General features: G+C 64.9%; 17 protein-coding genes. 13 read left to right on the forward strand and 4 right to left on the reverse strand.

Going from position 1 to position 22,030, the window contains the following annotated elements; genetic code table 11:
• Positions 1 to 6 precede the first annotated feature (6 nt).
• From glp to IVA81_RS31045, 8 genes are all read left to right on the forward strand, one after another.
• Positions 7 to 1,263: a gephyrin-like molybdotransferase Glp gene (glp, locus tag IVA81_RS31010; RefSeq protein WP_247325024.1), complete on the forward strand. Its 1,257-nt coding sequence runs from the start codon at positions 7 to 9 to the stop codon at positions 1,261 to 1,263.
• Positions 1,264 to 1,309: 46 nt separating this feature from the next.
• Positions 1,310 to 1,573 carry a sulfurtransferase TusA family protein gene (locus tag IVA81_RS31015; protein ID WP_247325025.1) on the forward strand — a complete coding sequence of 88 codons (264 nt, stop codon included), beginning with the start codon at positions 1,310 to 1,312 and terminating at the stop codon, positions 1,571 to 1,573.
• 317 nt (positions 1,574 to 1,890) lie between these two features.
• Positions 1,891 to 3,546: an OFA family MFS transporter gene (locus tag IVA81_RS31020; protein ID WP_247325026.1), complete on the forward strand. Its 1,656-nt coding sequence runs from the start codon at positions 1,891 to 1,893 to the stop codon at positions 3,544 to 3,546.
• A gap of 88 nt (positions 3,547 to 3,634) precedes the next feature.
• The gene (locus tag IVA81_RS31025; protein WP_247325028.1) at positions 3,635 to 3,916 is read left to right on the forward strand and encodes a hypothetical protein; all 282 of its coding nucleotides are present in this window, start codon (positions 3,635 to 3,637) and stop codon (positions 3,914 to 3,916) included.
• A gap of 282 nt (positions 3,917 to 4,198) precedes the next feature.
• Positions 4,199 to 5,905, forward strand: a complete 1,707-nt coding sequence (locus IVA81_RS31030) for an NADH-ubiquinone oxidoreductase-F iron-sulfur binding region domain-containing protein (RefSeq protein ID WP_247325030.1) — start codon at positions 4,199 to 4,201, stop codon at positions 5,903 to 5,905.
• Entirely contained in the window at positions 5,902 to 8,670 is a 2,769-nt protein-coding gene (fdhF, locus tag IVA81_RS31035) for a formate dehydrogenase subunit alpha (protein ID WP_247325031.1), read from the forward strand. Before IVA81_RS31030 ends, fdhF begins: the two co-directional genes overlap by 4 nt.
• Positions 8,671 to 8,888: 218 nt before the next feature.
• A complete protein-coding gene (ybaK, locus tag IVA81_RS31040) occupies positions 8,889 to 9,362 on the forward strand; it encodes a Cys-tRNA(Pro) deacylase (RefSeq protein WP_247325033.1) in 474 nt (157 codons plus the stop codon).
• A gap of 19 nt (positions 9,363 to 9,381) precedes the next feature.
• Positions 9,382 to 10,467 carry a HupE/UreJ family protein gene (locus IVA81_RS31045; protein WP_247325034.1) on the forward strand — a complete coding sequence of 362 codons (1,086 nt, stop codon included), beginning with the start codon at positions 9,382 to 9,384 and terminating at the stop codon, positions 10,465 to 10,467.
• Between the two features lie 9 nt (positions 10,468 to 10,476).
• Here IVA81_RS31045 and IVA81_RS31050 read toward each other — a convergent pair whose 3' ends face one another.
• Complete coding sequence (locus IVA81_RS31050; protein WP_247325036.1) at positions 10,477 to 11,172, reverse strand: GntR family transcriptional regulator; 696 nt, start codon at positions 11,170 to 11,172, stop codon at positions 10,477 to 10,479.
• A 145-nt stretch (positions 11,173 to 11,317) separates the two neighbouring features.
• Here IVA81_RS31050 and tcuA point away from each other — a divergent pair, with 145 nt between their 5' ends.
• The 4 genes from tcuA to IVA81_RS31070 are packed head-to-tail and all read left to right on the forward strand — an operon-like array spanning position 11,318 to position 14,696.
• On the forward strand, positions 11,318 to 12,709 hold the full coding sequence (tcuA, locus tag IVA81_RS31055; protein ID WP_247325039.1) for an FAD-dependent tricarballylate dehydrogenase TcuA: 1,392 nt from the start codon (positions 11,318 to 11,320) through the stop codon (positions 12,707 to 12,709).
• A 4-nt stretch (positions 12,710 to 12,713) separates the two neighbouring features.
• Positions 12,714 to 13,802, forward strand: a complete 1,089-nt coding sequence (tcuB, locus tag IVA81_RS31060) for a tricarballylate utilization 4Fe-4S protein TcuB (protein ID WP_247325042.1) — start codon at positions 12,714 to 12,716, stop codon at positions 13,800 to 13,802.
• A 55-nt stretch (positions 13,803 to 13,857) separates the two neighbouring features.
• The gene (locus tag IVA81_RS31065; protein ID WP_247325044.1) at positions 13,858 to 14,016 is read left to right on the forward strand and encodes a DUF5993 family protein; all 159 of its coding nucleotides are present in this window, start codon (positions 13,858 to 13,860) and stop codon (positions 14,014 to 14,016) included.
• Positions 14,017 to 14,027: 11 nt separating this feature from the next.
• Positions 14,028 to 14,696 carry a disulfide bond formation protein B gene (locus IVA81_RS31070; protein WP_247325046.1) on the forward strand — a complete coding sequence of 223 codons (669 nt, stop codon included), beginning with the start codon at positions 14,028 to 14,030 and terminating at the stop codon, positions 14,694 to 14,696.
• On the opposite strand, the gene IVA81_RS31075 is transcribed toward IVA81_RS31070, so the two are convergent.
• Together IVA81_RS31075 and IVA81_RS40745 are read right to left on the reverse strand one after the other, a co-directional pair.
• Positions 14,633 to 18,037, reverse strand: a complete 3,405-nt coding sequence (locus tag IVA81_RS31075; protein WP_247325050.1) for an acyl-[ACP]--phospholipid O-acyltransferase — start codon at positions 18,035 to 18,037, stop codon at positions 14,633 to 14,635. The genes IVA81_RS31070 and IVA81_RS31075 overlap by 64 nt on opposite strands.
• 357 nt (positions 18,038 to 18,394) lie before the next feature.
• The gene (locus IVA81_RS40745; protein WP_346659425.1) at positions 18,395 to 18,661 is read right to left on the reverse strand and encodes a hypothetical protein; all 267 of its coding nucleotides are present in this window, start codon (positions 18,659 to 18,661) and stop codon (positions 18,395 to 18,397) included.
• A 51-nt stretch (positions 18,662 to 18,712) separates the two neighbouring features.
• Here IVA81_RS40745 and IVA81_RS31080 point away from each other — a divergent pair, with 51 nt between their 5' ends.
• Positions 18,713 to 19,348, forward strand: coding sequence for a TetR/AcrR family transcriptional regulator (locus tag IVA81_RS31080; RefSeq protein ID WP_247325257.1), 636 nt, complete (start codon positions 18,713 to 18,715; stop codon positions 19,346 to 19,348).
• A 10-nt stretch (positions 19,349 to 19,358) separates the two neighbouring features.
• Here IVA81_RS31080 and IVA81_RS31085 read toward each other — a convergent pair whose 3' ends face one another.
• Positions 19,359 to 22,010 carry an autotransporter domain-containing protein gene (locus IVA81_RS31085; RefSeq protein ID WP_247325052.1) on the reverse strand — a complete coding sequence of 884 codons (2,652 nt, stop codon included), beginning with the start codon at positions 22,008 to 22,010 and terminating at the stop codon, positions 19,359 to 19,361.
• Positions 22,011 to 22,030: the final 20 nt, after the last annotated feature.

A 22,030-nucleotide genomic window follows, 5' to 3' on the forward strand; every position in this document is an offset into this window, starting at 1 on the left:
GGCACCATGGCGCAACTGTCGGACGATTGCTTTGCCTTCGGCGGCCCGATGATGTCGGTCGACGAGGCCGTTGGTCTCATCACGACGCGCGTCAGCGCGATCGCCGATCTGGAAACGGTGGCGCTCGTCGACGCAGACGGGCGCGTGCTGGCGCGCGACGTCGCGGCGCCGCTGCCGTTGCCGCCCTTCACCAACTCGGCCGTCGACGGCTACGCCGTGCGCAACGCCGATCTTCCCGATCGCGCGGAGCAGGCGTTCCCGCTTGACGGCCGTATCCAGGCCGGCGGGCTTGCACAGGCACCGATCAAGCCTGGCCACACCGCGCGCATTTTCACGGGCGCGCCGATGCCGCCGGGTGCGGAGACCGTCTTCATGCAGGAAGATGTCCGCACCGACGATTCCGGCAAGATCGTGCTGCCGCCGGGGCTGAAGCCCGGCGCCAATGTCCGGCCCGCCGGCGAAGACATCCCCGAGGGCCAGATCGCGCTGCGCGCCGGCCAGCGCTTGCTGCCGCAGCACGTCGCGCTCGCCGCGGCGTTCGGGCTTGTCAGGCTCGACGTGGTCAGGCGCATTCGCGTTGCGGTGTTCTCGACCGGTGACGAGCTGGCTTCTCCTGGCGAGCCACGCGCCGCCTCGCAGCTGTTCGATTCCAACCGTTTCATGCTGATGGCGATGCTGCGCCGCCTCGGCTGCGAGGTCAGCGACCTCGGCATTCTGCGCGACGAGCGTAGTTCGCTCGCGAATGGCTTGAAGCAGGTTGCAGGCCGCCACGATTTGATTCTCACCACCGGCGGCGTCTCGACCGGCGAGGAGGACCACGTCAAGGCGGCGGTCGAAAGCATCGGCTCGCTGGTGCTGTGGCGGATGGCGATCAAGCCCGGCCGCCCCGTGGCGATGGGCATCATCGACGGCACGCCGCTGATCGGATTGCCCGGCAATCCCGTTGCGAGTTTCGTCACGTTTGTCCATGTGGTGCGGCCGACAGTGCTGGCGCTGGCGGGTGGATTGCCAGAGCCGTTGACGCCCATCCCGGTGCGCGCGGCGTTTACTTACAAGAAGAAAGCGGGCCGGCGTGAATATGTGCGCGCCTCCTTGCGACGCGCACAGGACGGCGGGCTCGAGGCCATCAAGTTTCCGCGCGAGGGAGCGGGGCTGTTGTACTCGCTGGTCGAGACCGACGGCCTGGTCGAACTCGGTGAGAGCATCACGGGCGTCGAGCCGGGGCACAGCGTAGGTTTCTTGTCCTACGCCGATCTGCTCTAGCTGCCTCTGCGTTGACGCCATCGCTTCGTCTCGCCATGTTGCGCGCATGACCAGAACCACGCTCGATCTCACCGGGTTGAAATGCCCGCTCCCCGCCTTGAAGACGCGCAAGGCTTTAAAGCCGTTGCAACCGGGCGATCAGCTCGAAGTTCACTGCACCGACCCGTTGTCGGTGATCGACATTCCAAACCTGATCCGCGAGACCGGCGACACGGTGGAGATCACGGAGCGCAACGAGGCGCGCATCGTGTTCTTGATAGAAAAGACGAATGGCTCGATAGAGGACGTCAATGGTGCGCTGCGTTCTTGAGAACGTTACCGCGCTGATACCGACCTTTTGTCTATCGACATCGATCATGGCTTCTGCCCAAATTGACTTTCTCCGTGCAGGCGCGGAGGTTGAGTCTCGTCTGCGATACGGGGATCAACGGGCCACACACGAAGCTTGCACGTCGTATCGGGCATAGAGCCCCGCTTCGAGGGGTTAACTTTTGAACGCGCGTGACGATCCTGGCGCGCGTCGGATGACTGTGCGGGGCAGTAGGGGCAATTGTCTGCACCGCAATGAGCTGAGGAACAGGATAGTAGCGGCAGGCTGCTCAGAAGGGTGGCTGAGGGGAGGAACGTATGACTACAATCGAAGGCGCTGGGACACTTTCAGGCGCTGGCGCGGGTTTTCTTGATCGCGAGCGGACCATCGCGACCGCCGGCTTTAATCGCTGGCTGGTGCCGCCGGCGGCGCTGTGCATCCATCTCTGCATCGGCATGGCCTATGGCTTTTCGGTGTTCTGGCTGCCGCTGTCGCGCGCAGTCGGATTGACCGCACCGAAGGCCTGCCCCGACATGTCGCTGTGGCAGGAGCTGTTCACGACCAGCTGCGACTGGAAGGTCGCCAGCATGGGATGGATGTACACCCTGTTCTTCGTGCTGCTCGGTATCGCGGCTGCGGTTTGGGGCGGCTGGCTGGAGCGCGTGGGACCGCGCAAGGCGGGCTTCGTCTCGGCGCTCTGCTGGTGCGGCGGTCTCTTCCTCGGTGCGATCGGAGTTTACACCCATCAGCTTTGGCTGTTGTGGCTGGGTTCGGGCGTGATCGGCGGCATCGGCCTCGGCCTTGGCTACATCTCGCCGGTGTCGACGCTCGTCAAATGGTTTCCCGACCGCCGCGGCATGGCGACGGGCATGGCCATCATGGGCTTCGGCGGTGGCGCCATGATCGGCGCGCCGCTGGCGAACCTCCTGATGAACTACTTCAAGACCCCGACCTCAGTCGGCGTCTGGGAGACCTTCGTCGCGATGGGCGTCATCTACTTCGTGTTCATGATGATCGGCGCGTTCCGCTATCGCCTGCCGCCGCCCGGCTGGCAGCCCGAGGGCTGGACCCCGCCGTCCAAGGCCAACGCGATGATCTCGAAGAGCAACGTTCATCTCAACGATGCGCACAAGACGCCGCAGTTCTGGCTGATCTGGTGGGTGCTGTGCCTGAACGTGTCGGCCGGCATCGGCGTGATCGGCATGGCTTCGCCCATGCTGCAAGAGATCTTCGCCGGCAAGCTGATCGGCCTGCCGGACGTCGGCTTCAACGCGCTCGACGCCGGGCAGAAGGCGCAGATTGCCGCGATCGCCGCGGGCTTCGCCGGATTGCTCTCGCTCTTCAACATCGGCGGCCGCTTCTTCTGGGCCTCGCTGTCGGACAAGATCGGGCGCAAGAACACCTACTACACGTTCTTCATCCTCGGCATCGTGCTCTATGCTCTGGCGCCGACCTTCGCGGCGATGGGCTCGAAGCTGCTGTTCGTGCTCGGCTTCGGCATCATCCTGTCGATGTATGGCGGCGGCTTCGCCACCGTGCCGGCCTATCTCGCCGACATGTTCGGCACCCAGTTCGTCGGCGCCATCCACGGCCGGCTGCTGACGGCCTGGTCGACGGCGGGCATCATCGGCCCCGTCGTGGTGAACTACATCCGCGAGTTCCAGCTCGCGGCCGGCGTGCCGCGCGACCAGCTCTACAACACCACCATGTACATCCTCTGCGCGATGCTGATCGCGGGCCTGATCTGCAACTACCTGATCAAGCCGGTCGATTCGAAGTGGCACATGAAGGACGCCGATGTCGCCAAGTTGCAGGCGGCGAGCGCCAGCGCTGCAGCCGCGGGGCCGCACGGCTCGTACGGCATCGGCTTTGGCGGGCTCGACGCCAAGGCGGGGCTGTTCTGGGCCTTCGTCGGCATTCCCTTGGCTTGGGGTGTCTGGAAGACGCTGGAGAGCGCGGTCAAGATCTTCTGATCGCACATTCCTCGCGAGCGGGAGCGCACCAAGGCCGCGCTCCCGCCGCTCATTTCGATTGTTTCAAACTTTGCCCCTGGGGGATTCGATGGTTCGTACACTCGTTTGTGCCGCCGCCGTGCTGCTCGTCGCCGGCGCCCTGCAATCCGCATCCGCACAGACTGCCGCGGCACCGGCCGCAACGCCACCCGCTGCGACCGAAGCCAAGCCCGGTAAGATCAAGCTGACCGCGCAGAGGCTCAAGGACATGAAGGCCAAGTGGAGCGCCAACAAGTCGAAGCTCAAGGACTGCCGCAAGGACGTGAAGGCCAAGGGCCTCGCGGGCGACGATCGCTGGTTCTACATTGAGGAGTGCATGGGCAAAAGTTGACGGTCAGCACAGGGCACAGACGCTCACCTGTGGTCTCGGAGTGCATGCGCGATACGATTTCGCTATCGCAGCATGGGAAGGCTTTATTGATCTCCAGGCCAATTCAGGCTTCGTTCTATCCGTTGGCGTGTTGCACCGAACGCAAGCGATGTCCGGCCGCCGATTCACGCTTTGCGTTGCGCCGCCCTTAACTGCTTCCGCGAGCACAATAATTCTCTTGGCATCTGGCATGCCAAGAGCTAGAACTGGAGCTGTTCTAAAAGACGAGATCGAGACGAATCGATGAGCCACGACGACGTGCACAAGGTCCGCCCTTTCGAGCACCCCGGTGAGGGACGCCGACGCGCCAAGGCCACCCCTAAAGGGCGCCAGGTTGATCCGACCGCCGCGCACGAGATCGAGCTTCTGCTCGGCGACAGGCCGCGGCGGCGCGATCTGCTGATCGAATATCTGCACCTGATCCAGGACAAATATCACCAGATCTCGGCCGCGCATCTGGCCGCGCTCGCCGACGAGATGAAGCTCGCCTTCGCCGAGGTGTTCGAGACCGCGACCTTCTACGCCCATTTCGATGTGGTGAAGGAAGGCGAGCCCGACATCGCGCCGCTGACGATCCGCGTCTGCGATTCGCTGACCTGCGCGATGCTCGGCGGCGAGAAGCTGCTGGAGGATTTGCAGAGCGCGACGGGTCCCGGCATTCGCGTGGTACGCGCGCCCTGCGTCGGCCGCTGCGACACTGCGCCGGCCGCTGAGGTTGGCCACAACTTTGTCGACCACGCGACTGTCGCCAATGTCATGGCGGCCGCGAACGCCGGCGACACCCACGCGCATCTGCCCAACTATGTCGGCTATGAGGCTTATGTTGCCGGCGGCGGCTACAAGCTGCTGGGCCGCCTGCGCTCCGGCGAGCTGTCAAAGGACGATCTGCTGAAGGCGCTCGACGACGCCTCGCTTCGCGGCCTCGGTGGCGCCGGCTTCCCGACGGGCCGCAAATGGCGCGCCGTGCTCGGCGAGCCCGGCCCGCGGCTGATGGCGATCAACGGCGACGAGGGCGAACCCGGCACGTTCAAGGACCGCGTCTATCTCGAAAGCGATCCGCATCGCTTCATCGAGGGCATGCTGATTGGCGCGCATGTGGTGCAGGCCTCCGACGTCTACATCTACCTGCGCGACGAATATCCGGCCTCACGCGAGATCCTGGAGCGCGAGATCGCAAAGCTCCCGCCGGGCGGTCCGACGCTGCACATGCGCCGCGGCGCCGGCGCCTATATCTGCGGTGAGGAATCCTCGCTGCTCGAAAGCATCGAAGGCAAGCGCGGCCTGCCCCGGCACAAGCCGCCTTATCCGTTCCAGGTCGGCCTGTTCGGCCTGCCGACGCTGATCAACAACATCGAGACGCTGTGGTGGGTGCGCGACATCGTCGAGAAGGGCGCCGACTGGTGGAAGGGCAATGGCCGTCATGAGCGCCATGGCCTGCGCAGCTTCTCGGTCTCCGGCCGCGTCAAGAACCCCGGCATGAAGCTGGCGCCCGCGGGAATCACCGTGCGCGAGCTGATCGACGAATATTGCGGCGGCATGGCCGATGGCCATCAGTTCTACGCGTATCTGCCGGGCGGCGCGTCCGGCGGCATCCTGCCGGCGTCGATGGCCGACATTCCGCTCGATTTCGGCACGCTCGAGAAATACGGCTGCTTCATCGGCTCGGCCGCGGTCGTGATCCTGTCGCAGAAGGACAGCGTGCGCGCAGCCGCGCTCAACCTGATGAAGTTCTTCGAGGACGAGAGCTGCGGCCAGTGCACGCCGTGCCGCGTCGGAACCCAGAAGGCCGCGCTGCTGATGCAGAAGCCGGTCTGGAACCGCGCATTGCTGGAAGAATTGAGCCAGGCGATGCGCGATGCCTCGATCTGCGGGCTCGGACAGGCGGCATCGAACCCGCTGTCCACCGTGATCAAATATTTCCCTGACGAGTTCAAGGAAGCGGCCGAATGACCAAGATTACGTTCGAGCTCGACGGCAAGCAGGTCGAAGCCAATGCCGGCGAGACGATCTGGCAAGTCGCAAAACGGCAGGGCCGCGACATCCCGCATTTGTGCTATTCGCCGGCGCCCGACTATCGGCCCGACGGCAATTGCCGCGCCTGCATGGTCGAGATCGAGGGCGAGCGTGTGTTGGCGGCCTCGTGCAAGCGCACGCCGTCAGTCGGCATGAAGGTGAAGTCCGAGAGCGCGCGTGCGGTGTCGGCGCAGAAGATGGTGATGGAGCTGCTCGTCGCCGACCAGCCGGCGCGCGAGACCAGCCACGATCCGGATTCGAAGTTCTGGCACTGGGCCCAGACGACAGGCGTCACCGAGAGCCGCTTCCCCGCCGCCGAGCGCTGGGCGACCGATGCCAGCCATCCGGCGATGCGCGTCAATCTCGATGCCTGCATCCAGTGCGGCCTCTGCGTGCGTGCCTGCCGCGAGGTCCAGGTCAACGACGTCATCGGCATGGCTTATCGCAATCATGGCTCGAAGATCGTATTCGACTTCGACGATCCCATGGGCGAGTCCACCTGCGTCGCCTGCGGTGAATGCGTGCAGGCCTGTCCGACCGGCGCGTTGATGCCGGCCGTGATGCTCGACGAGAAGCAGACCCGCGTCACTTACGCGGACAAGAAGGTCGATTCGCTCTGCCCGTTCTGCGGCGTCGGCTGCCAGGTGACCTACGAGGTCAAGGACGAGAAGGTGATCTATGCCGAGGGCCGCGACGGCCCAGCCAACCGCAACCGTCTCTGCGTCAAGGGGCGCTTCGGCTTCGACTACATCCACCATCCGCATCGCCTGACCAAGCCGCTGGTTCGGCTGCCGAATGCGAAGAAGGATTCCAACGACCAGGTTGATCCCGCCAACCCCTTCACCCATTTCCGCGAAGCGAGCTGGGAAGAAGCGCTCGACATCGCGGCCAAGGGCCTCGTCAAGATCCGCGACGAGAAGGGCGTGAAGGCGCTGGCGGGCTTCGGCTCGGCCAAGGGCTCGAACGAAGAGGCCTATCTGTTCCAGAAGCTGGTCCGCACCGGTTTTGGTTCGAACAATGTCGACCATTGCACGCGGCTGTGCCACGCCTCCTCAGTCGCGGCGCTGTTCGAAGGCCTGAGTTCAGGCGCGGTGTCGGCACCGTTCTCGGCGGCGATGGATGCCGAGGTCATCATCGTGATCGGCGCCAACCCGACCGTGAACCATCCGGTTGCCGCGACCTTCATCAAGAACGCCGTCAAGCAGAATGGCGCAAAACTGTTCGTGATGGATCCGCGCCGGCAGACGCTGTCGCGTCATGCGACCAAGCATCTGCAGTTCAAGCCCGGCTCCGACGTCGCGATGCTGAACGCGATGATCCACACGATCATCACCGAAGGCCTGACCGACGACCAGTACATCGCCGGCTACACCGAAGGCTTCGAGGACCTCAAGGAGAAGATCAAGGAGTTCACGCCGGAGAAGATGGAGGCGATCTGCGGCATCCCGGCGCAAACCCTGCGCGAGGTGGCGCGTACCTATGCCCGCGCAAAATCCTCGATCATCTTCTGGGGCATGGGCATCAGCCAGCATGTTCACGGCACCGACAATGCGCGCTGCCTGATTGCGCTCGCGCTGATCACCGGCCAGGTCGGTCGTCCCGGCACGGGCCTGCATCCGCTGCGCGGCCAGAACAACGTGCAAGGAGCGTCCGACGCCGGCCTGATCCCGATGTTCCTGCCCGACTATCAGCCGGTCAGCCGTGACGATCTGCGCGGCAGCTTCGAAAAGCTGTGGCAGCAGGATCTCGATCCCGTCCGCGGTCTGACCGTGGTCGAGATCATGAATGCGATCCACGCCGGCGAGATCACGGGCATGTATATCGAGGGCGAGAACCCCGCGATGTCCGATCCCGATCTCCAGCATGCGCGCCAGGCACTCGCGATGCTCGATCATCTCGTGGTGCAAGATCTCTTCGTCACCGAGACCGCGTTCCACGCCGACGTCATCCTGCCGGCCTCGGCCTTCGCCGAGAAGGACGGCTCCTTCACCAACACCGATCGCCGCGTGCAGCTCGCGCGCCAGGTGATCAAGCCGCCCGGCGATGCGCGGCAGGATCTCTGGATCATCCAGGAGATCGGCAAGCGCATGGGCCTGCCGTGGAATTATGCCGGTCCCGGCGACGTCTTCACCGAGATGGCAGAGCTGATGCCGTCGCTGAAGAACATCACCTGGGAACGGCTGGTGCGCGAAGGCGCGGTCACCTATCCCGTCGACGATCCGAACAAGCCCGGCAACGAGATCATCTTCACCACGGGCTTTCCGACCGCGAGTGGCCGCGGCAAGATCGTGCCGGCCAAGGTCATCCCGCCGGACGAGATTCCGGACGCCGAATACCCGATGGTACTGTCGACCGGCCGCGTGCTGGAGCACTGGCACACCGGCTCTATGACGCGTCGCGCCCAGGTGCTCGACCAGATCGAGCCGGAGGCGGTGGCGTTCATGTCGCCGAAGGACATGCGCAAGAAGAAGCTTGCCCCTGGTGACTTCATTCGCCTGGAGACCCGCCGCGGCGCGGTCGAGGTCAAGGTGCGCTCCGATCGCGACGTGCCGGAGAACATGGTGTTCATGCCGTTCTGCTACGCGGAGGCGGCGGCGAACCTGTTGACCAACCCGGCGCTCGATCCGTTTGGCAAGATCCCGGAGTTCAAGTTCTGCGCGGCGAGGGCCGAGCGCGCGGAGATGCGGGACGCGGCGGAGTAGGCGAGGGCCTCGTCGTTATCGAGCACGACGCTTGCCACACAAACTTCTGTCATGCCCCGCGAAAGCGGGGCATCCAGTACGCCGCGGCCCATCGAGTCAATCACCACTGTCTCGGAGTACTGGATCGCCCGATCAAGCCGGGCGATGACAGTGATTGTGTGGTGCCAGCTTGCCCCAGGCAGCTTCGCTCCTCGCAATGACGGTGGTAGATATGGCTCATGTCCAAAGTCACCCCCGCCACCCGCGCGCTCACGGCCGCCGGTGTTGCCTTTACTGTCCATGCCTACGACTACGATCCTGACGCCGAGAGCATCGGCCTTCAGGCCGCCGCCGCGCTCGGCGAGGACCCGGCGCGCGTCCTCAAGACGCTGATGGCGCTGGTGGACGGCAAGCCAGTCTGCGTCGTCGTCCCATCCGACCAGGAGGTCTCGATGAAGAAGCTCGCAGCGGCCGCGAGCGGCAAGTCGGCGCAGATGATGAAGCCGCCCGAGGCTGAACGCGTCACCGGCTACAAGGTCGGAGGCATCAGCCCGTTCGGCCAGCGTAAACCGGTTCGCACCGTGATGGAGCAGAGCGCGCTCGCGCACGACCAGGTCTTTCTCAACGGCGGTCAGCGCGGATTGCAGGTGCGGCTGATGCCAGCCGATGTGAAGGACGTTTTGAAGGCGGTCGTGGCGGATGTGCTGGCGTGACGGCAACGGGGTGAGAAACATGAGGTGGCCGCGGCTGCTGTGGCTTGCGGTTCTGCTCGGCATCGGTCTTCCGGCTGAGGCGCATCAGGTCAACCTCGTCACGGCGCGCGTGGCGCTGAGCCCCGATCGCACGGTGAGCGTCGAGCTCGGAATGAAGGGCAGCGATGTCGACCGCCTGATCGGTACGAAGACCTACGATTCGAGACGGGACGCGGTCGATCCCGCGGCGGTCGAAGCGGCCGGAGCAGCCATCCTCGCCTATATGCGCACGCACCTGGCTGTAACGGGCGGAGCCAGGGCCTGCCTGGCCGGCGATGCAGCGATCCTGGCCGACGGCGACGGCATCATCTATCGCAACAGCTTTGCCTGCGCCGGCGCCGGCGGCGACATCGTCTATCGCTCCACCGTGCTGACCGAGAAGGACCCGGCCGCGCGCCAAATCGTCCTGATCGCGCAGGGCAGGTCGGAGACGCAGGCCCTGATCGATGCCGGCAACATTACGGTCACACTCTCAAACGCGCCGCCGTCGCTGTGGTCGACCATGCAGCGCTATGGCCTCACCGGCATCGAACACATCTTCCTCGGCTACGATCACGTCGCATTCCTGATTGCCGTGGTGTTGTGGGCCAGACGGCTCATTCCCGTCGTCAAGATCGTGACAGCCTTCACCATCGCTCATTCAATCACCTTGTCGCTCGCCGCGCTCGACGTCCTCGTGATCCCGGGCAGCATCGTGGAGCCTGCGATCGCGGCCTCCATCGTCTTCGTGGCCGTAGAGAACTTCTTCTCGCGCGATGTCGACAAGCGCTGGCGCATGGCCTTTCTGTTCGGGCTGATCCACGGTTTCGGCTTCGCCGGTGCGCTCCGCGAGATCGGGCTGCCACCGAACGCGGCGGTGCCGGCGCTCGCCGCCTTCAACATCGGCGTCGAGATCGGACAAGTCGCGATTGTCGCGCTGGCCCTGCCGGCGCTCGGCCTGTTGGACCGGCTGACCACGACCGACCGGACCGGCCCGGTGAGGGCGGCGAGCCTGGTCTACATGGTGTCGGCGGTCATCAGTCTGCTCGGCGGCTATTGGCTGCTGGTGCGCATTTTGGAGGCTTGAGCCACCAGCCTATTGCTTCTGCAACAGCTTGAGACGGCAGCGCAGCGCCTCGCGGATATGCGCGCGCGCGAGCTGCTCCGCCTCATCGCCTTTGCGTGCGGCGATGGCGTCGATGATGGCCTGGTGCTCGCCGTGGCTGGTCGAGGGGCGGCCCGATACGGTGAATGTGGTCGGACCGAGCAGGGCGATCCAGTCCTGCAATTCGCGGGAGGCGTTGTCGAGATAGCGATTGCGCGCGGCGCGGCAGATCGCCTCGTGAAACACGCGGTTGAGCCTTGCCCTTTCTCTTGCCATCTCGGCTGCGTCGGTCTCCGACGCTTCGACAAAAGCCTGCTCGATGTCCCTGAGCGCGTCGATCTCGGGTGCCGAGGCGTGCTCGGCGGCGAGGCGCGCGGCGGCGCCTTCCATGATCTCGCGCATGGCGTAGAGCTCGAGCACCTCGGAGATGTCGAGATTGCGCACGATCAGCCCGCGGCCGCCGGCGGGCTCGACGAAACCGCGCGCTGCAAGGCGCCCCAGCGCTTCGCGAACCGGTGTGCGGCTGACCTTCAGCCGCTGCGCGACCTCCTCCTCGCGCAGACGGTCGCCGGCGCGGTAGCTGCCGGCCTGGAGCGCTTCGCACAGCGAGCGGAAGACGGCTTCGCCGAGCGCGACACCGGAGGCACGCGCGATCGTTCCACCTGTTTTTGCCGGGCGTCTGGCCATTGTGCCTCGAGGCGCATCCTGCCCATGCAGAGACGCGCTTGCGTCATCATCGTATATCTTTGTATACAAAAGTACGCAATGGTGGACCCGGCTGGCCGGTGCCGCCACCAGGCATGTCTCCAGCTTCGTTGCATCGGGCATACGCATGAGTAGCAAATACGACGTGCTGGTGATCGGTGGCGGCAACGCGGCGCTATGCGCGGCGATCGCGGCGCGGCGCGGCGGAGCGTCGGTGCTCGTGCTCGAGGGGGCGCCAACGTTCTATCGCGGTGGCAATACTCGGCACACCCGCAACATGCGCTGCGCCCATGACGCCGCCACCGAAATCCTGACCGGTCCCTACACCGAAGAGGAGTTCTGGGAGGATCTGCTGCGCGTCACCGGGGGGCAGACCGACGAAGTGCTGGCGCGCCACATGATCCGCGAGTCCAAGGACATCCTGAACTGGATCGTGGAGCAGGGCGTGCGCTGGCAGCCATCGCTGGGCGGCACGTTGAGCCTTGGCCGCACCAATTCCTTCTTCCTCGGCGGCGGCCGCGCAATGCTGAACGCGCTCTATCTCACCGCCGAGCGGCTCGGCGTAGAGGTCGCATATGAAGCGGAGGTCACCGATCTCGTGATCGAGGACGGCATGTTCCTCGCTGCCTGCCTGAAGCGGCCGATCAACGGCGCAACCGAGATCCGCGCCACCTCGCTGGTCGCGGCGGCCGGTGGGTTCGAGGCCAACATCGAATGGCTCAAGCAATATTGGGGCGAGGCCGCCGACAATTTCCTGATCCGCGGCACGCCCTATAACCGCGGCTCGATCCTGAAGATGCTGCTCGACAAGGGCGTGCAGGAGGTCGGCGATCCCACCCAGTGCCATGCGGTCGCGATCGACGCCCGCGCGCCGAAATTCGACGGCGGCATCATCACGCGGCACGACTCCGTCGTCTTCGGCATCGTCGTCAACAAGCACGCACAGCGGTTCTACGACGAAGGCGAGGACATCTGGCCGAAGCGTTACGCGATTTGGGGCCGGCTGGTCGCGGCGCAGCCCGACCAGATCGCCTACATCATCTTCGACTCGACCGTCGTCACGAGCTTCATGCCGACGCTGTTCCCGCCGATCGCCGGACAGACTGTGGCCGAACTCGCCGGCAAGCTCGAGCTCGATCCGGCCGCGCTGGAAAAGACCATCACCGAATTCAACGCCGCGGTGCGGCCCGGCACCTTCGATCACACAATTCTGGATGACTGCGTGACCGAGGGCATAACGCCACCAAAGACGCACTGGGCGCGCAAAATCGAGACGCCGCCTTATCTCGCCTATCCGGTGCGGCCTGGCATCACCTTCACCTATCTCGGCACGCGCGTAACCAAGGAGGCGCGCATGCTGATGGCTGACGGCAAACCGTCGGCCAACATGTTCGCGGCCGGCGAGATCATGGCCGGCAATGTGCTCGGCAAGGGCTATGCGGCCGGCATGGGCATGACCATCGGCAGCGTGTTCGGACGGATCGCGGGACGGGAAGCGGCGAGACATGCACGGAACTAGAATCTTGGACGAGGCCGACCGTCTGATGACGGTCTGCAATTCCTGCCGCTACTGCGAGGGATTGTGCGCGGTGTTTCCGGCGATGGAGATGCGCCGCGCCTTCTCCGACGGCGACCTCAACTATCTCGCCAATCTCTGCCATGCCTGCGGGGCCTGCTATGTCGACTGCCAGTTCTCGCCGCCGCACGAGTTCAACGTCAACGTTCCCAAAACGCTGGCAATTGCGCGCGCCGAGTCCTATGCGGCCTATGCCTGGCCGCGGGCGCTATCAGGCACATTTGCGCGCAACGGCCTCGTCATCAGCGTCGTCGCCGCGCTCAGCATGGCGGCTTTCATCCTTGGCTTCGCCGCCTTGAACGACCGCAGCGTGCTGTTCGGCGTGCACACCGGACCCGGCGCCTTCTACAGACTGATGCCGCACAACGCGATGGCCGCGCTGTTCAGTGCCGCCTTCCTGTATGCGATCCTCGCCCTCGTCATGAGCGTGCGGGCCTTCTGGCGCGACATCGGTCCGCCGGTCGGTGGCCGCGCCGACGGCGGCTCGATCTTTCAGGCGATCCGCGATGCCGGCGAGCTGCGCTATCTCCATGGCGGCGGGGTCGGCTGCTATAATGAAGACGACAAGCCGACCGACCGGCACAAACTTTATCACCACCTGACCTTCTACGGCTTCCTGCTCTGTTTTGCCGCGACGTCGGTCGCCACGCTTTATCACTATCTGCTCGGCCGCGAGGCGCCGTATCCGTGGTGGGATCTGCCTGTGGTGCTTGGCACGCTCGGCGGCATCGGCCTCATCGTCGGACCGATCGGCCTGTTCATGGCCAGGATGCGGCGCGATCCCGCGTTGCTCGACGAGACCCGCCATGGCATGGATGTCGGCTTCATCGCCATGCTGTTCCTGACCGGCCTCACCGGCATGGCCCTTCTGCTCCTGCGCGAGACCTCTGGCGCTGCATCTCGGCGCGGTGTTTGCGCTGTTCATCACCATGCCCTACGGCAAGTTCGTGCACGGCATCTACCGCTTCGCGGCGCTGGTGCGTTACGCGCAGGAGCGGCGCAGCGAAGCTCGCTCTTGAGAGGTGCGCGCGCCTGACGTATCTCTTGAGCCCGTTCGCGCGATGCGCGAATCGCTCGGGGAACCCGCGCTCATGTACATGTTTCTGCCTTTTCTGTTGGCGCTCGCAGGCTGCGTCTGTGTCTGGCGTTCGCGCGCGGGAGCGGGCTATGCGCTCTGGGTCGCGACAATCACCGTCACCGTCGCATGGTTCTTCCACCACGCGACCGATCCGCTGAAATTCTCGTTCTGACCGCGCGGAACATGGAAACGACGACAATGGGCGGACAATGGTCGGTCGGCGCGGTCCTGAACATGCTGGGGCTGTTCGGCATCTCCTCGGTTCTGGCGGTCGCGTTCTATTATCAACTTGCGCTTGGCGAATTGCCTTGCCCGCTTTGCCTGCTGCAAAGAGCCGGATTCATCGCGATCGGCATGGGTTTCCTGTTCAACCTGCGTCTCGGTGAACGTCCGTCGCACTACGCGATGATCCTCATAGCCAGCCTCGTCACCGGCTTCATTGCCATGCGGCAGGTGTCGCTGCATCTCGCGCCTGGCGATCCCGGATATGGTTCGACGCTGTTCGGGCTGCATTTCTACACCTGGGCGCTCGTCGCCGCGGTCGGAGTCGTCTGCTATGTCGCGCTTGTCTTTGTCCTGAAGGATGTGACTGGCAGCCGGAACGGAGACGCGCCGATGGGCGGGCAGGCGTCGAACGCGGCGTTCGCAATTTTCGCGTTGCTCGTCGCCGCAAATCTCCTGTCCACCGCGCTGGAGTGCGGCGCGGGTCAGTGCGACGACAACCCGGTCCGCTATCTCCTGCTCAAGGACCGTCGCACCGGCGTTGGCCAGTGCGACGGTCGTGAGCCTTACGCCACCTCGCGCTCCGGCGGGGACGCCTGCTCGCGGGCCATCGTCGTTGCGGTGACATAGTCGGTCTTGCCGGTGCCGAGCAACGGCACCTTGTCGACCACCATGATCGCGGCGGGAACGGTCAGCTCGGACGCGCCGATCGTCTTGGCCTGGCCCTGCATGGCGCTACGCTCGGCGTTCTTCTCTGTCGTCAGCAGCACGATGCGCTCGCCCTTGCGCGGGTCGGGGATCGACACGGCGACCGATTGGGCCTGCGGCCACAACGACGTCGCGATGCTCTCGACCGCGGACAGCGAGACCATTTCGCCTGCGATCTTGGCAAAGCGCTTGGCGCGGCCCTTGATGGTGATGAAGCCGGCCGCGTCGATCGCCACGATGTCGCCGGTGTCGTGCCAACCCTCGGCGAGCACTTCGAGCACGCCGGGATTTTCGGCCCTGAGGTAACCGAGCATCACGTTCGGCCCACGCACCGAGAGGCGTCCGCCTTCCTCGATGCCGGGGACCGGATCGAGCCTGCTTTCCATCAGCGGCGACAAGCGGCCGACGGTGCCGGGACGATTCGCCATCGGCGTGTTCATGGCCAGCACCGGCGCCGTCTCGGTGACGCCATAGCCTTCGAGGATGCGGATGCCGTAGCGCTCCATGAACACCTGGCGGGTGCGATCCTTGACCGCTTCGGCGCCGGCAATCACCAGGCGCAGGGTGCGGAAGTCGTAGGCATGCGCCGAGCGGGCGTAGCCGGTGAGGAACGTATCGGTGCCGAACAGGACCGTCGCCCCGGTCTGGTAGATCAGCTCGGGCACGATCCGGTAATGCAGCGGCGAGGGGTACATGTAGATCGGAATGCCCGCCAGCAGCGGCATCATCATTCCGCCGGTCAGCCCGAAGGAGTGGAATACCGGCAGCACGTTGAACACCTTGTCATTGGCGTTGGCGTCGACCCGCGCCAGCGCCTGCGCCGCGTTGGCGAGGATGTTGCGGTGGGACAGCACCACGCCCTTGGGCGTGCCTTCCGAACCCGAGGTGAACAGCACCACGGCTGGATCGTTGGCCTGGCGGGTGACGCGCGGCGTCGTGCCGGCGAGCAGACCCTTGATCTTGTCGACGGTACCGATCGAGGCACGGACGTCCTCGAGATAGACGACACGCGCCTCTGCGGAGATCGCGGCCATCAGCTTGTCGAGCTTGCCTTTCTCGATGAAGGCCTTCGAGGTCAGCACGGTCTTGACCTGCGCAGCCTTCATGGCGGCGAGGACGTTGACCGGACCGGCCGAGAAGTTGAGCATCGCCGGCACCCGGCCGATGTTCTGCAGCGCCATGAAGACGACGGCGACGCCGGCCGAGTTCGGCAGCAGCACGCCGACATTTTCGCCGACGGCGGTGCCGCTCTCGAGCTTGCGGCTCAGGACCTGCGCGCCGAGAATCAGCTTGCGGTAGGTCAGCTTGGTGCCAAGCGCGTCCTCGATGATGACCTTGCCGGTGTCGCGGTCGCGATAGGCGTGTCCGAGGGCTTCGAACAGCGTGTGATCGAGCATTGCGTTCTTGACCATCGCATCGATCATCACGTCCTGCAGTGCGGCGCCCGCGGCGTTGCGGCGCGCCTTGCCCTTCAGCGCCGGATCGACCGGCAGCTTGACCGGCGGCAGGATGGTGACCGTCACTCGCGGAAACCACGAGCGCTTGATCTGGCTGCTGTTGAGATAGCTGAGATGCGAGCGCTGGGCGCCTTCGATGCGGACCGGCACCACAACGGCGTCAGCCTTGTCCGCGATCATCGCGGTGCCGTCATAGACCTTCATCAGGGAGCCGGAGACGGTGATGCGTCCCTCCGGGAAGATCACGACCGGTTCGCCGGCGGCGACCAGCTTGATCAGGTCACGCGCGGCCAGCGGCTTGCTCGGGTCCATGGTGTAGTGCTTGACCACGCGCAGGAACGGCTTGGCCCACCAGGCCTTGGAGATGCCGGTATCGACCGCGAAGCTGGCGTCGATCGGCAGCACGGCGTGCAACAGCGGGCCGTCGATCAGGCTGACATGGTTGGGCGCGATCAGCATGCGGGTGCCGGCAGGCGGCAGGTTTTCGAGCCCGCGCACCTCGGTGCGGAACAGCGCACGGAACAAAAGCCCGCCGAAATCGCGCACGCCCTCCTTGCCCCACTTGGTCAGCACGAACCACACCGCGCCGAAGCTGGCGACGCCGAGGCCGAAGAAGATCCAGCCGATATGGAGGCCAGCCGCCTGCAGCAATGCGACGAACAGCGAGCCAACCACCATGAAGGCGGCTTGCAGCACGTTGCCGGCGGCAATGATGCGGGCGCGCTCGGATGGCGCCGACCAGGCCTGAACAGCCGCAAAGGACGGCACAACGAACAAGCCGCCGCCGAATGCGAACGCGACGAAATCGACCAACATGCGCAGGCCTGCGAACGAAGTTGCGAAGTCGGTCGCGGTGATGTCCTGCCCCTTGGCGGTCACGCCGATGGCCCAGGCGAGATCGAGGCCGGCGAATCCCATGATGATGGCGCCGATCGGCACCAGCGCGAGGTTCGGACGAACGTGGCTCAGGCTGGCGGCGAACAGCGAGCCGATGGCGATGCCGATCGCGAAGATCGCAAGGCACAGCGTCACCACGCCCTCGGTGCCGCCGACGACCTCCTTGACCAGCGCCGGCAGCAGCGACAGCACGATGGCGCCGACCAGCCAGAACCAGGAGACGATGACGGTGCCGTCCCACAGCCGGTGGTCGGCATGCAACGTCCTGAGGAGACCGAGCGTCGAGGTCCAGGGATTGGCGTTGACGGGCAGATCGGGCGCGGACGGCGTCGTCTGCGGAATGCGGGCGGCGAAAGCCCAGGACAACAGCGCCAGCACGACCACGGCCGATGCGACCCAGCCCATATGCGCGGACCCGGCCACGAACTGGCCGCCGGCGACGGTGCCGAGCAGGATCGCCATGAAGGTCGCGCCTTCGACCAGCGCGTTGCCGGTCGCGAGCTCACCGAGCTCGAGCTGATCCGGCAGCATGGAGTATTTCACCGGGCCGAACAGGGCGGCGATGATGCCAAACAGCGCGAGCGCTGCGAACAGCAGCGGCACCGAGTGCAGGAAGAAGCCGGCGGCGGCAAAGCAGGCGGCGAAGATCTCGGCGAATTTGAGCCGCCTTGCGACGACGGATTTGACGTATTTGTCGGCGAGCTGGCCGCCGAGCCCGGACAGGATGAAATAGGGGAAGATGAAGACGGCGCCGGCCACCGTCACCAGGGCATCGCCGTGGCCGGTCGCGGCACTGTAAAGCAGGATGATGACGAGTGCGTTCTTGAGCACGTTGTCATTGAGTGCCGAGAAAAATTGCGCCCAGAACAGCGGCGCAAAGCGGCGTGACGACATCAATTCCCTGATCATGACTAGTCCTGTTTTGGAAAGGCAGCCTGAGGTTCGTTACGTTGTCTGAAGCGTCACGACCGGAAGGGGTTGGGACGAACGATTGCAGGGTGGCGACGGTCGCCGGCCTGCCTTGTCCCCCTCGATCCCCTCCGATCCTTGGTCTCCAACTGGTCTCGTTAGGTTCGCAAATATCTGGTCGCGGCCAGGTTTGGGCGGAATGGCCGCGCTTAACGGATATCGCGTGGGGCGATGAGGAAAAGCTGAACCGCATCGCCACACCCCGCGAGATCCGCTGCGAAAGTCGGGAGATGGTAATTCCTTCCTTGCAACCGGGTCTTGCATTCGAGCCGATCGGAACGCGCCGGCTGCGCGCCTTCAGGTGAGATGGGCGAGGTGGCGAAAGGGCGAGAAGCGGCCGAGCAGGCTGAACCGGCGGCCCTCATAACGCGCCCGGGCGCGGCTCGCCCGCCACATCCGGAAGGTCGCGCGCCGCTCAGAGAGCACGCCGGCGATGTCGCAGGCATTGGCGATGCGATCGATCGGGGTCATCGCGAGCCTGAGAACGGCCCGGCCAAGGCCGTTCACGAGGGCAGCGGCGTCATCGACGAAGGTGAAGGCGATATCAACAGCGAGGGTTTGCATTTTGCAGGTCTCCGGGTTAATTTGAACAATGTTCACATGAGTAGCTTGAAAATGAACAATGTTCAAGAAGAATCGCTGCGAGACCAGAAAAAAAATCGGCGCCGGTTCCAGATCCTGGAGATCGCCCGCAGCATCATTGCGACTAAAGGGCTGAAATCATTGAAGGTTCGTGATGTCGCTGAAGCCGCCGGCTGTTCAGTCGGCAGCGTCTATAACGAGTTCGGCGACTTCGACGGAGTGATCCTGACCGTCAATCGGGAGACCGTTCAGGCGCTCACGTCCCGGCTCGGCGGGGTTCCAGCCGAGGATCCCGTTCGCCAGCTCTACGGGCTTGCTGCGACCTATCTCGAATTCTTCGCCGAGCACGCCAATCTGCTGCGCTCGCTGTTCGAGCATCGGATGGAGGACGACCGTCCTTATCCCGATGACATCCTGCAGATGGTGATGGATGCCTTCGCGCTGATGCATCCACCCCTGGTGCGGCTATTGCCGGATGCGGATGACGTGAAGATCGCGCTGCTGTCGCGCACCTTGTTTTCCGCCGTGCACGGAATCATCTCGCTCGGCCTTGAGGAGCGCATGGTGGCCGTGCCGCCCCAGATGCTGCGCCAGCAGGTCGAGCAATTTGTCGACACCCATCTCGCCGGCCTCGGCATTTTGCCGGTCGGCGCACGCCCATCTCGATGAGGCGCGGCCGCTACCAGGCGTATCGCAGGCTCGCGGTGCCCGAATAAGTGGTGCTGCGGGCTGCAAACTCGCCGTCGAACTTGGCCGACAGGGCAACTCCGTTCGAAAACTTCAGCTCGGCGCCGGCGGACGCGAGCGCGGCGTCTTTCGCCGGCGTCGCGCCATTGACGATGAAGCTCGCGGCGGGCAGCGCCTGGAACGCGGCATTGAGCGTCGGATCGCTCACCCAATCATGTGCCCAGGCCGCGCGACCGCGCAACGTCAGGACCGCATCCGGCGAAACCAGCGTCGCCCGATCGAAACGCGCGCCAAGTTCGCTTCGCGTGTCGGAGGCCGTGCGTCCCCGGTAGGTCAGGCCGAAGCCGCTGCCGGCCCGGTCAGTCTCGGTATAGGTCGGCGTGCGAAACGCCTGCGTCTGCGCTGCCGCGTATGGCGTGAAACCACCGATCGGCGTCGCGAAGCGATAGCCGCCCTCGATGCGGCCGCCGACGGTTTGCGCGTCGAACTTCGCGGTGAGCTGGTTGCCGAACGGTGCGAACCGGTCTGTCGACATCCAATGATTGGCAACGGCGAGCGAGGCGGCGAAATAGGCCGGGCCTGTGCGGACCGCGGTGTAGACGCCGGCCTGTAACGCCTCGCTCTTGCCGCCGCCGAGCGCCTGCGCGAGGTCCCATCTGGTGCCGCCGCCGGAGAGCGCAAAGCCGACGACCGCGTCGCGGCTGAAATGATAGTCGGCTCCGGCCGCGACGCCGCCTGCGCGCGCGCTGAGGTCGTGACTGCCGATCACGACCGGGTCACCGCTGGTGCGATTGGTGCCGCCGAACGCCGCGCCCCAGGCCGTCCAGCGCTCCGCAAAGGCCGGCGCCTTCGCGGCCGGCGCACCCAGCACCTTGTTGTAGGCGAGGGCGATATCGTCCGGCAACGCTGCGCGCTCGGGGCTGAAGCTGAATGCGGCATCGCCTGTGCCGTTGCTCACGCCGCCGCGTCCATTGACGAACGGATCGAGCATCAGGCCGAGGAATTGACCGGTGAACTGGAAGGCTCCCTGCCGCGCGCCCGTCGCGGCTTCCCCCGAAAGCTGGTCCAGACTGTAACGGAGCTGGGCGTCGCTCTGGCCTGCGAACGAGGACAGGAAAGGCAGGTTGGTGCCGAATGCGCTCAGCGCGCCGGCCACGGCCTTCTGGTTCTGCGTCTGGGCGACGGTGGGGAAGGTGGCCGTGTTGTAGTTGAGTGTCAGGACGACAGAGAACCCGTCATAGCTGAGGGCGGAGGAGAAGAACTGCGGATTGTATCCGCTGATCGTTATGCCGGAGAAGGTCCCGGTCAGGCCGTTCACTGCGCTGAGGATGGTGTATTGCGTCGAGGGGGTATAGGCGCCCGCAAGCGTGGTGACCGCGACGGTGCCGCCGTTCAACGTCGCGGTCACGGCGAGAAGTTTGCCGGATTGGCCGGCCGCGTTGACGGAGACCGCGTAGGTCGAGCCGGCGTTGAACGTGGCATTGCCATAGCTCGTGAGCACGCCGAGATTGGCGGGCGCAACCCGGCCGCCCGACAGCACGGTGAGTGCGCCGATGGCGCCGTTGCCGCCGAGGGTGCCGCCGCTGACCGTCGTCGCAACGTTGGGCATTGTGCCGTTGACGATGAGGTTGCCGGCCTGGACATTCATGGTCCCCGCATCCGGCGTCGAGCCGGTCAGCGTCCAGGTTGAGCTTCCCGTCTTTTCCAACGCCTCGAATTCCTGGAACTGCAAGCCCGCGCCGAATGTGTCGAGGTCGAACGTGCTATTGGCCGTTCCACCTAAGCGCAGCGTGTCCGTTCCGTTGCCGCCCAGGACCCGGCCCGTGATGTTCGATCCTGCGCGCAGCTCGAAGACGTCGCTGCCGTCCTTGAGATCGACGGCTCTGTTGGCGAAGTTGCCGCTGATCGTGCCCGAGCTGATGATGGTGTCCTGGCTTGCCGAGCCCAAGATCGCGTAATTTGAAACGCTCGAGACCGTGCCTGCGTTGTTGATGGTGTTGCCGCCGGCAGCGCCGTTGAGATCGATGGCCGGGCCACTGCCGGCAAAGACGAGGCCGCCCGATAGGATGTTCACCTGATTGTTCATCGCCCCGGCTCCGATGCCAATCCCATTGGTGATGGGAGCGAGGCTTCCAACCGTGCCTCCGACGACGACGATGTTATTGCTGGAATTGGACAGGACGAGCCCCGTCGCGCCAACGGCCGATGCTCCGACCACAGCACCGGCATCTATCGTGATGGCGTTGTTGTTGCTGCCGTTGACCAATGCAATGCCGTCGCTGTTGGCGGACGCGATCGACGCGTTGCCGGAAACATTGATCGCGCCATTGGATGCCGCTTCGAAGACGACGCTCGCAAAGGCGGGGTCGTTCACGGAAGTTGCGGTGCCATCGCCGATGTTGACGGTCACACCGCTGACCACAGGCGCCGTCTTGACTTGTGTATTGCCTGCCCCGGTGCAGGTGATTGAATCGCCGGACTGGAGTGACGTTTGCGAACCACCTCCGGTAACGACACAGGCCGCCGCCGCGGGAGTTGTGAACCATGGCAGCGCGATACCTGCAGCAAGAGCGCTGATCGCGGTGCTCAGGAGCAGCGCATGCCGCCGGCGCGTCTTTGCACGACGAATATCCGGCGAGGTCATCCAATCATTCCAAGGCACTG

Origin of the sequence: Bradyrhizobium sp. 141, from assembly GCF_023074055.1 — a bacterium.
GTDB lineage: Bacteria > Pseudomonadota > Alphaproteobacteria > Rhizobiales > Xanthobacteraceae > Bradyrhizobium.

Excerpts from the sequence above, each read along its gene's own strand:
- glp (WP_247325024.1), top strand. The coding sequence starts at position 7 with ATGGCGCAACTGTCGGACGATTGCTTTGCCTTCGGCGGCCCGATGATG.
- IVA81_RS31020 (WP_247325026.1), top strand. The coding sequence starts at position 1,891 with ATGACTACAATCGAAGGCGCTGGGACACTTTCAGGCGCTGGCGCGGGT.
- IVA81_RS31080 (WP_247325257.1), top strand. The coding sequence starts at position 18,713 with ATGAACAATGTTCAAGAAGAATCGCTGCGAGACCAGAAAAAAAATCGG.
- IVA81_RS31030 (WP_247325030.1), top strand. The coding sequence starts at position 4,199 with ATGAGCCACGACGACGTGCACAAGGTCCGCCCTTTCGAGCACCCCGGT.
- IVA81_RS31075 (WP_247325050.1), bottom strand. The coding sequence starts at position 18,037 with ATGATCAGGGAATTGATGTCGTCACGCCGCTTTGCGCCGCTGTTCTGG.
- fdhF (WP_247325031.1), top strand. The coding sequence starts at position 5,902 with ATGACCAAGATTACGTTCGAGCTCGACGGCAAGCAGGTCGAAGCCAAT.
- IVA81_RS31065 (WP_247325044.1), top strand. The coding sequence starts at position 13,858 with ATGTACATGTTTCTGCCTTTTCTGTTGGCGCTCGCAGGCTGCGTCTGT.
- ybaK (WP_247325033.1), top strand. The coding sequence starts at position 8,889 with ATGTCCAAAGTCACCCCCGCCACCCGCGCGCTCACGGCCGCCGGTGTT.
- IVA81_RS31025 (WP_247325028.1), top strand. The coding sequence starts at position 3,635 with ATGGTTCGTACACTCGTTTGTGCCGCCGCCGTGCTGCTCGTCGCCGGC.
- tcuA (WP_247325039.1), top strand. The coding sequence starts at position 11,318 with ATGAGTAGCAAATACGACGTGCTGGTGATCGGTGGCGGCAACGCGGCG.
- IVA81_RS31045 (WP_247325034.1), top strand. The coding sequence starts at position 9,382 with ATGAGGTGGCCGCGGCTGCTGTGGCTTGCGGTTCTGCTCGGCATCGGT.
- IVA81_RS31070 (WP_247325046.1), top strand. The coding sequence starts at position 14,028 with ATGGAAACGACGACAATGGGCGGACAATGGTCGGTCGGCGCGGTCCTG.
- IVA81_RS31015 (WP_247325025.1), top strand. The coding sequence starts at position 1,310 with ATGACCAGAACCACGCTCGATCTCACCGGGTTGAAATGCCCGCTCCCC.
- IVA81_RS40745 (WP_346659425.1), bottom strand. The coding sequence starts at position 18,661 with ATGCAAACCCTCGCTGTTGATATCGCCTTCACCTTCGTCGATGACGCC.
- IVA81_RS31050 (WP_247325036.1), bottom strand. The coding sequence starts at position 11,172 with ATGGCCAGACGCCCGGCAAAAACAGGTGGAACGATCGCGCGTGCCTCC.
- IVA81_RS31085 (WP_247325052.1), bottom strand. The coding sequence starts at position 22,010 with ATGACCTCGCCGGATATTCGTCGTGCAAAGACGCGCCGGCGGCATGCG.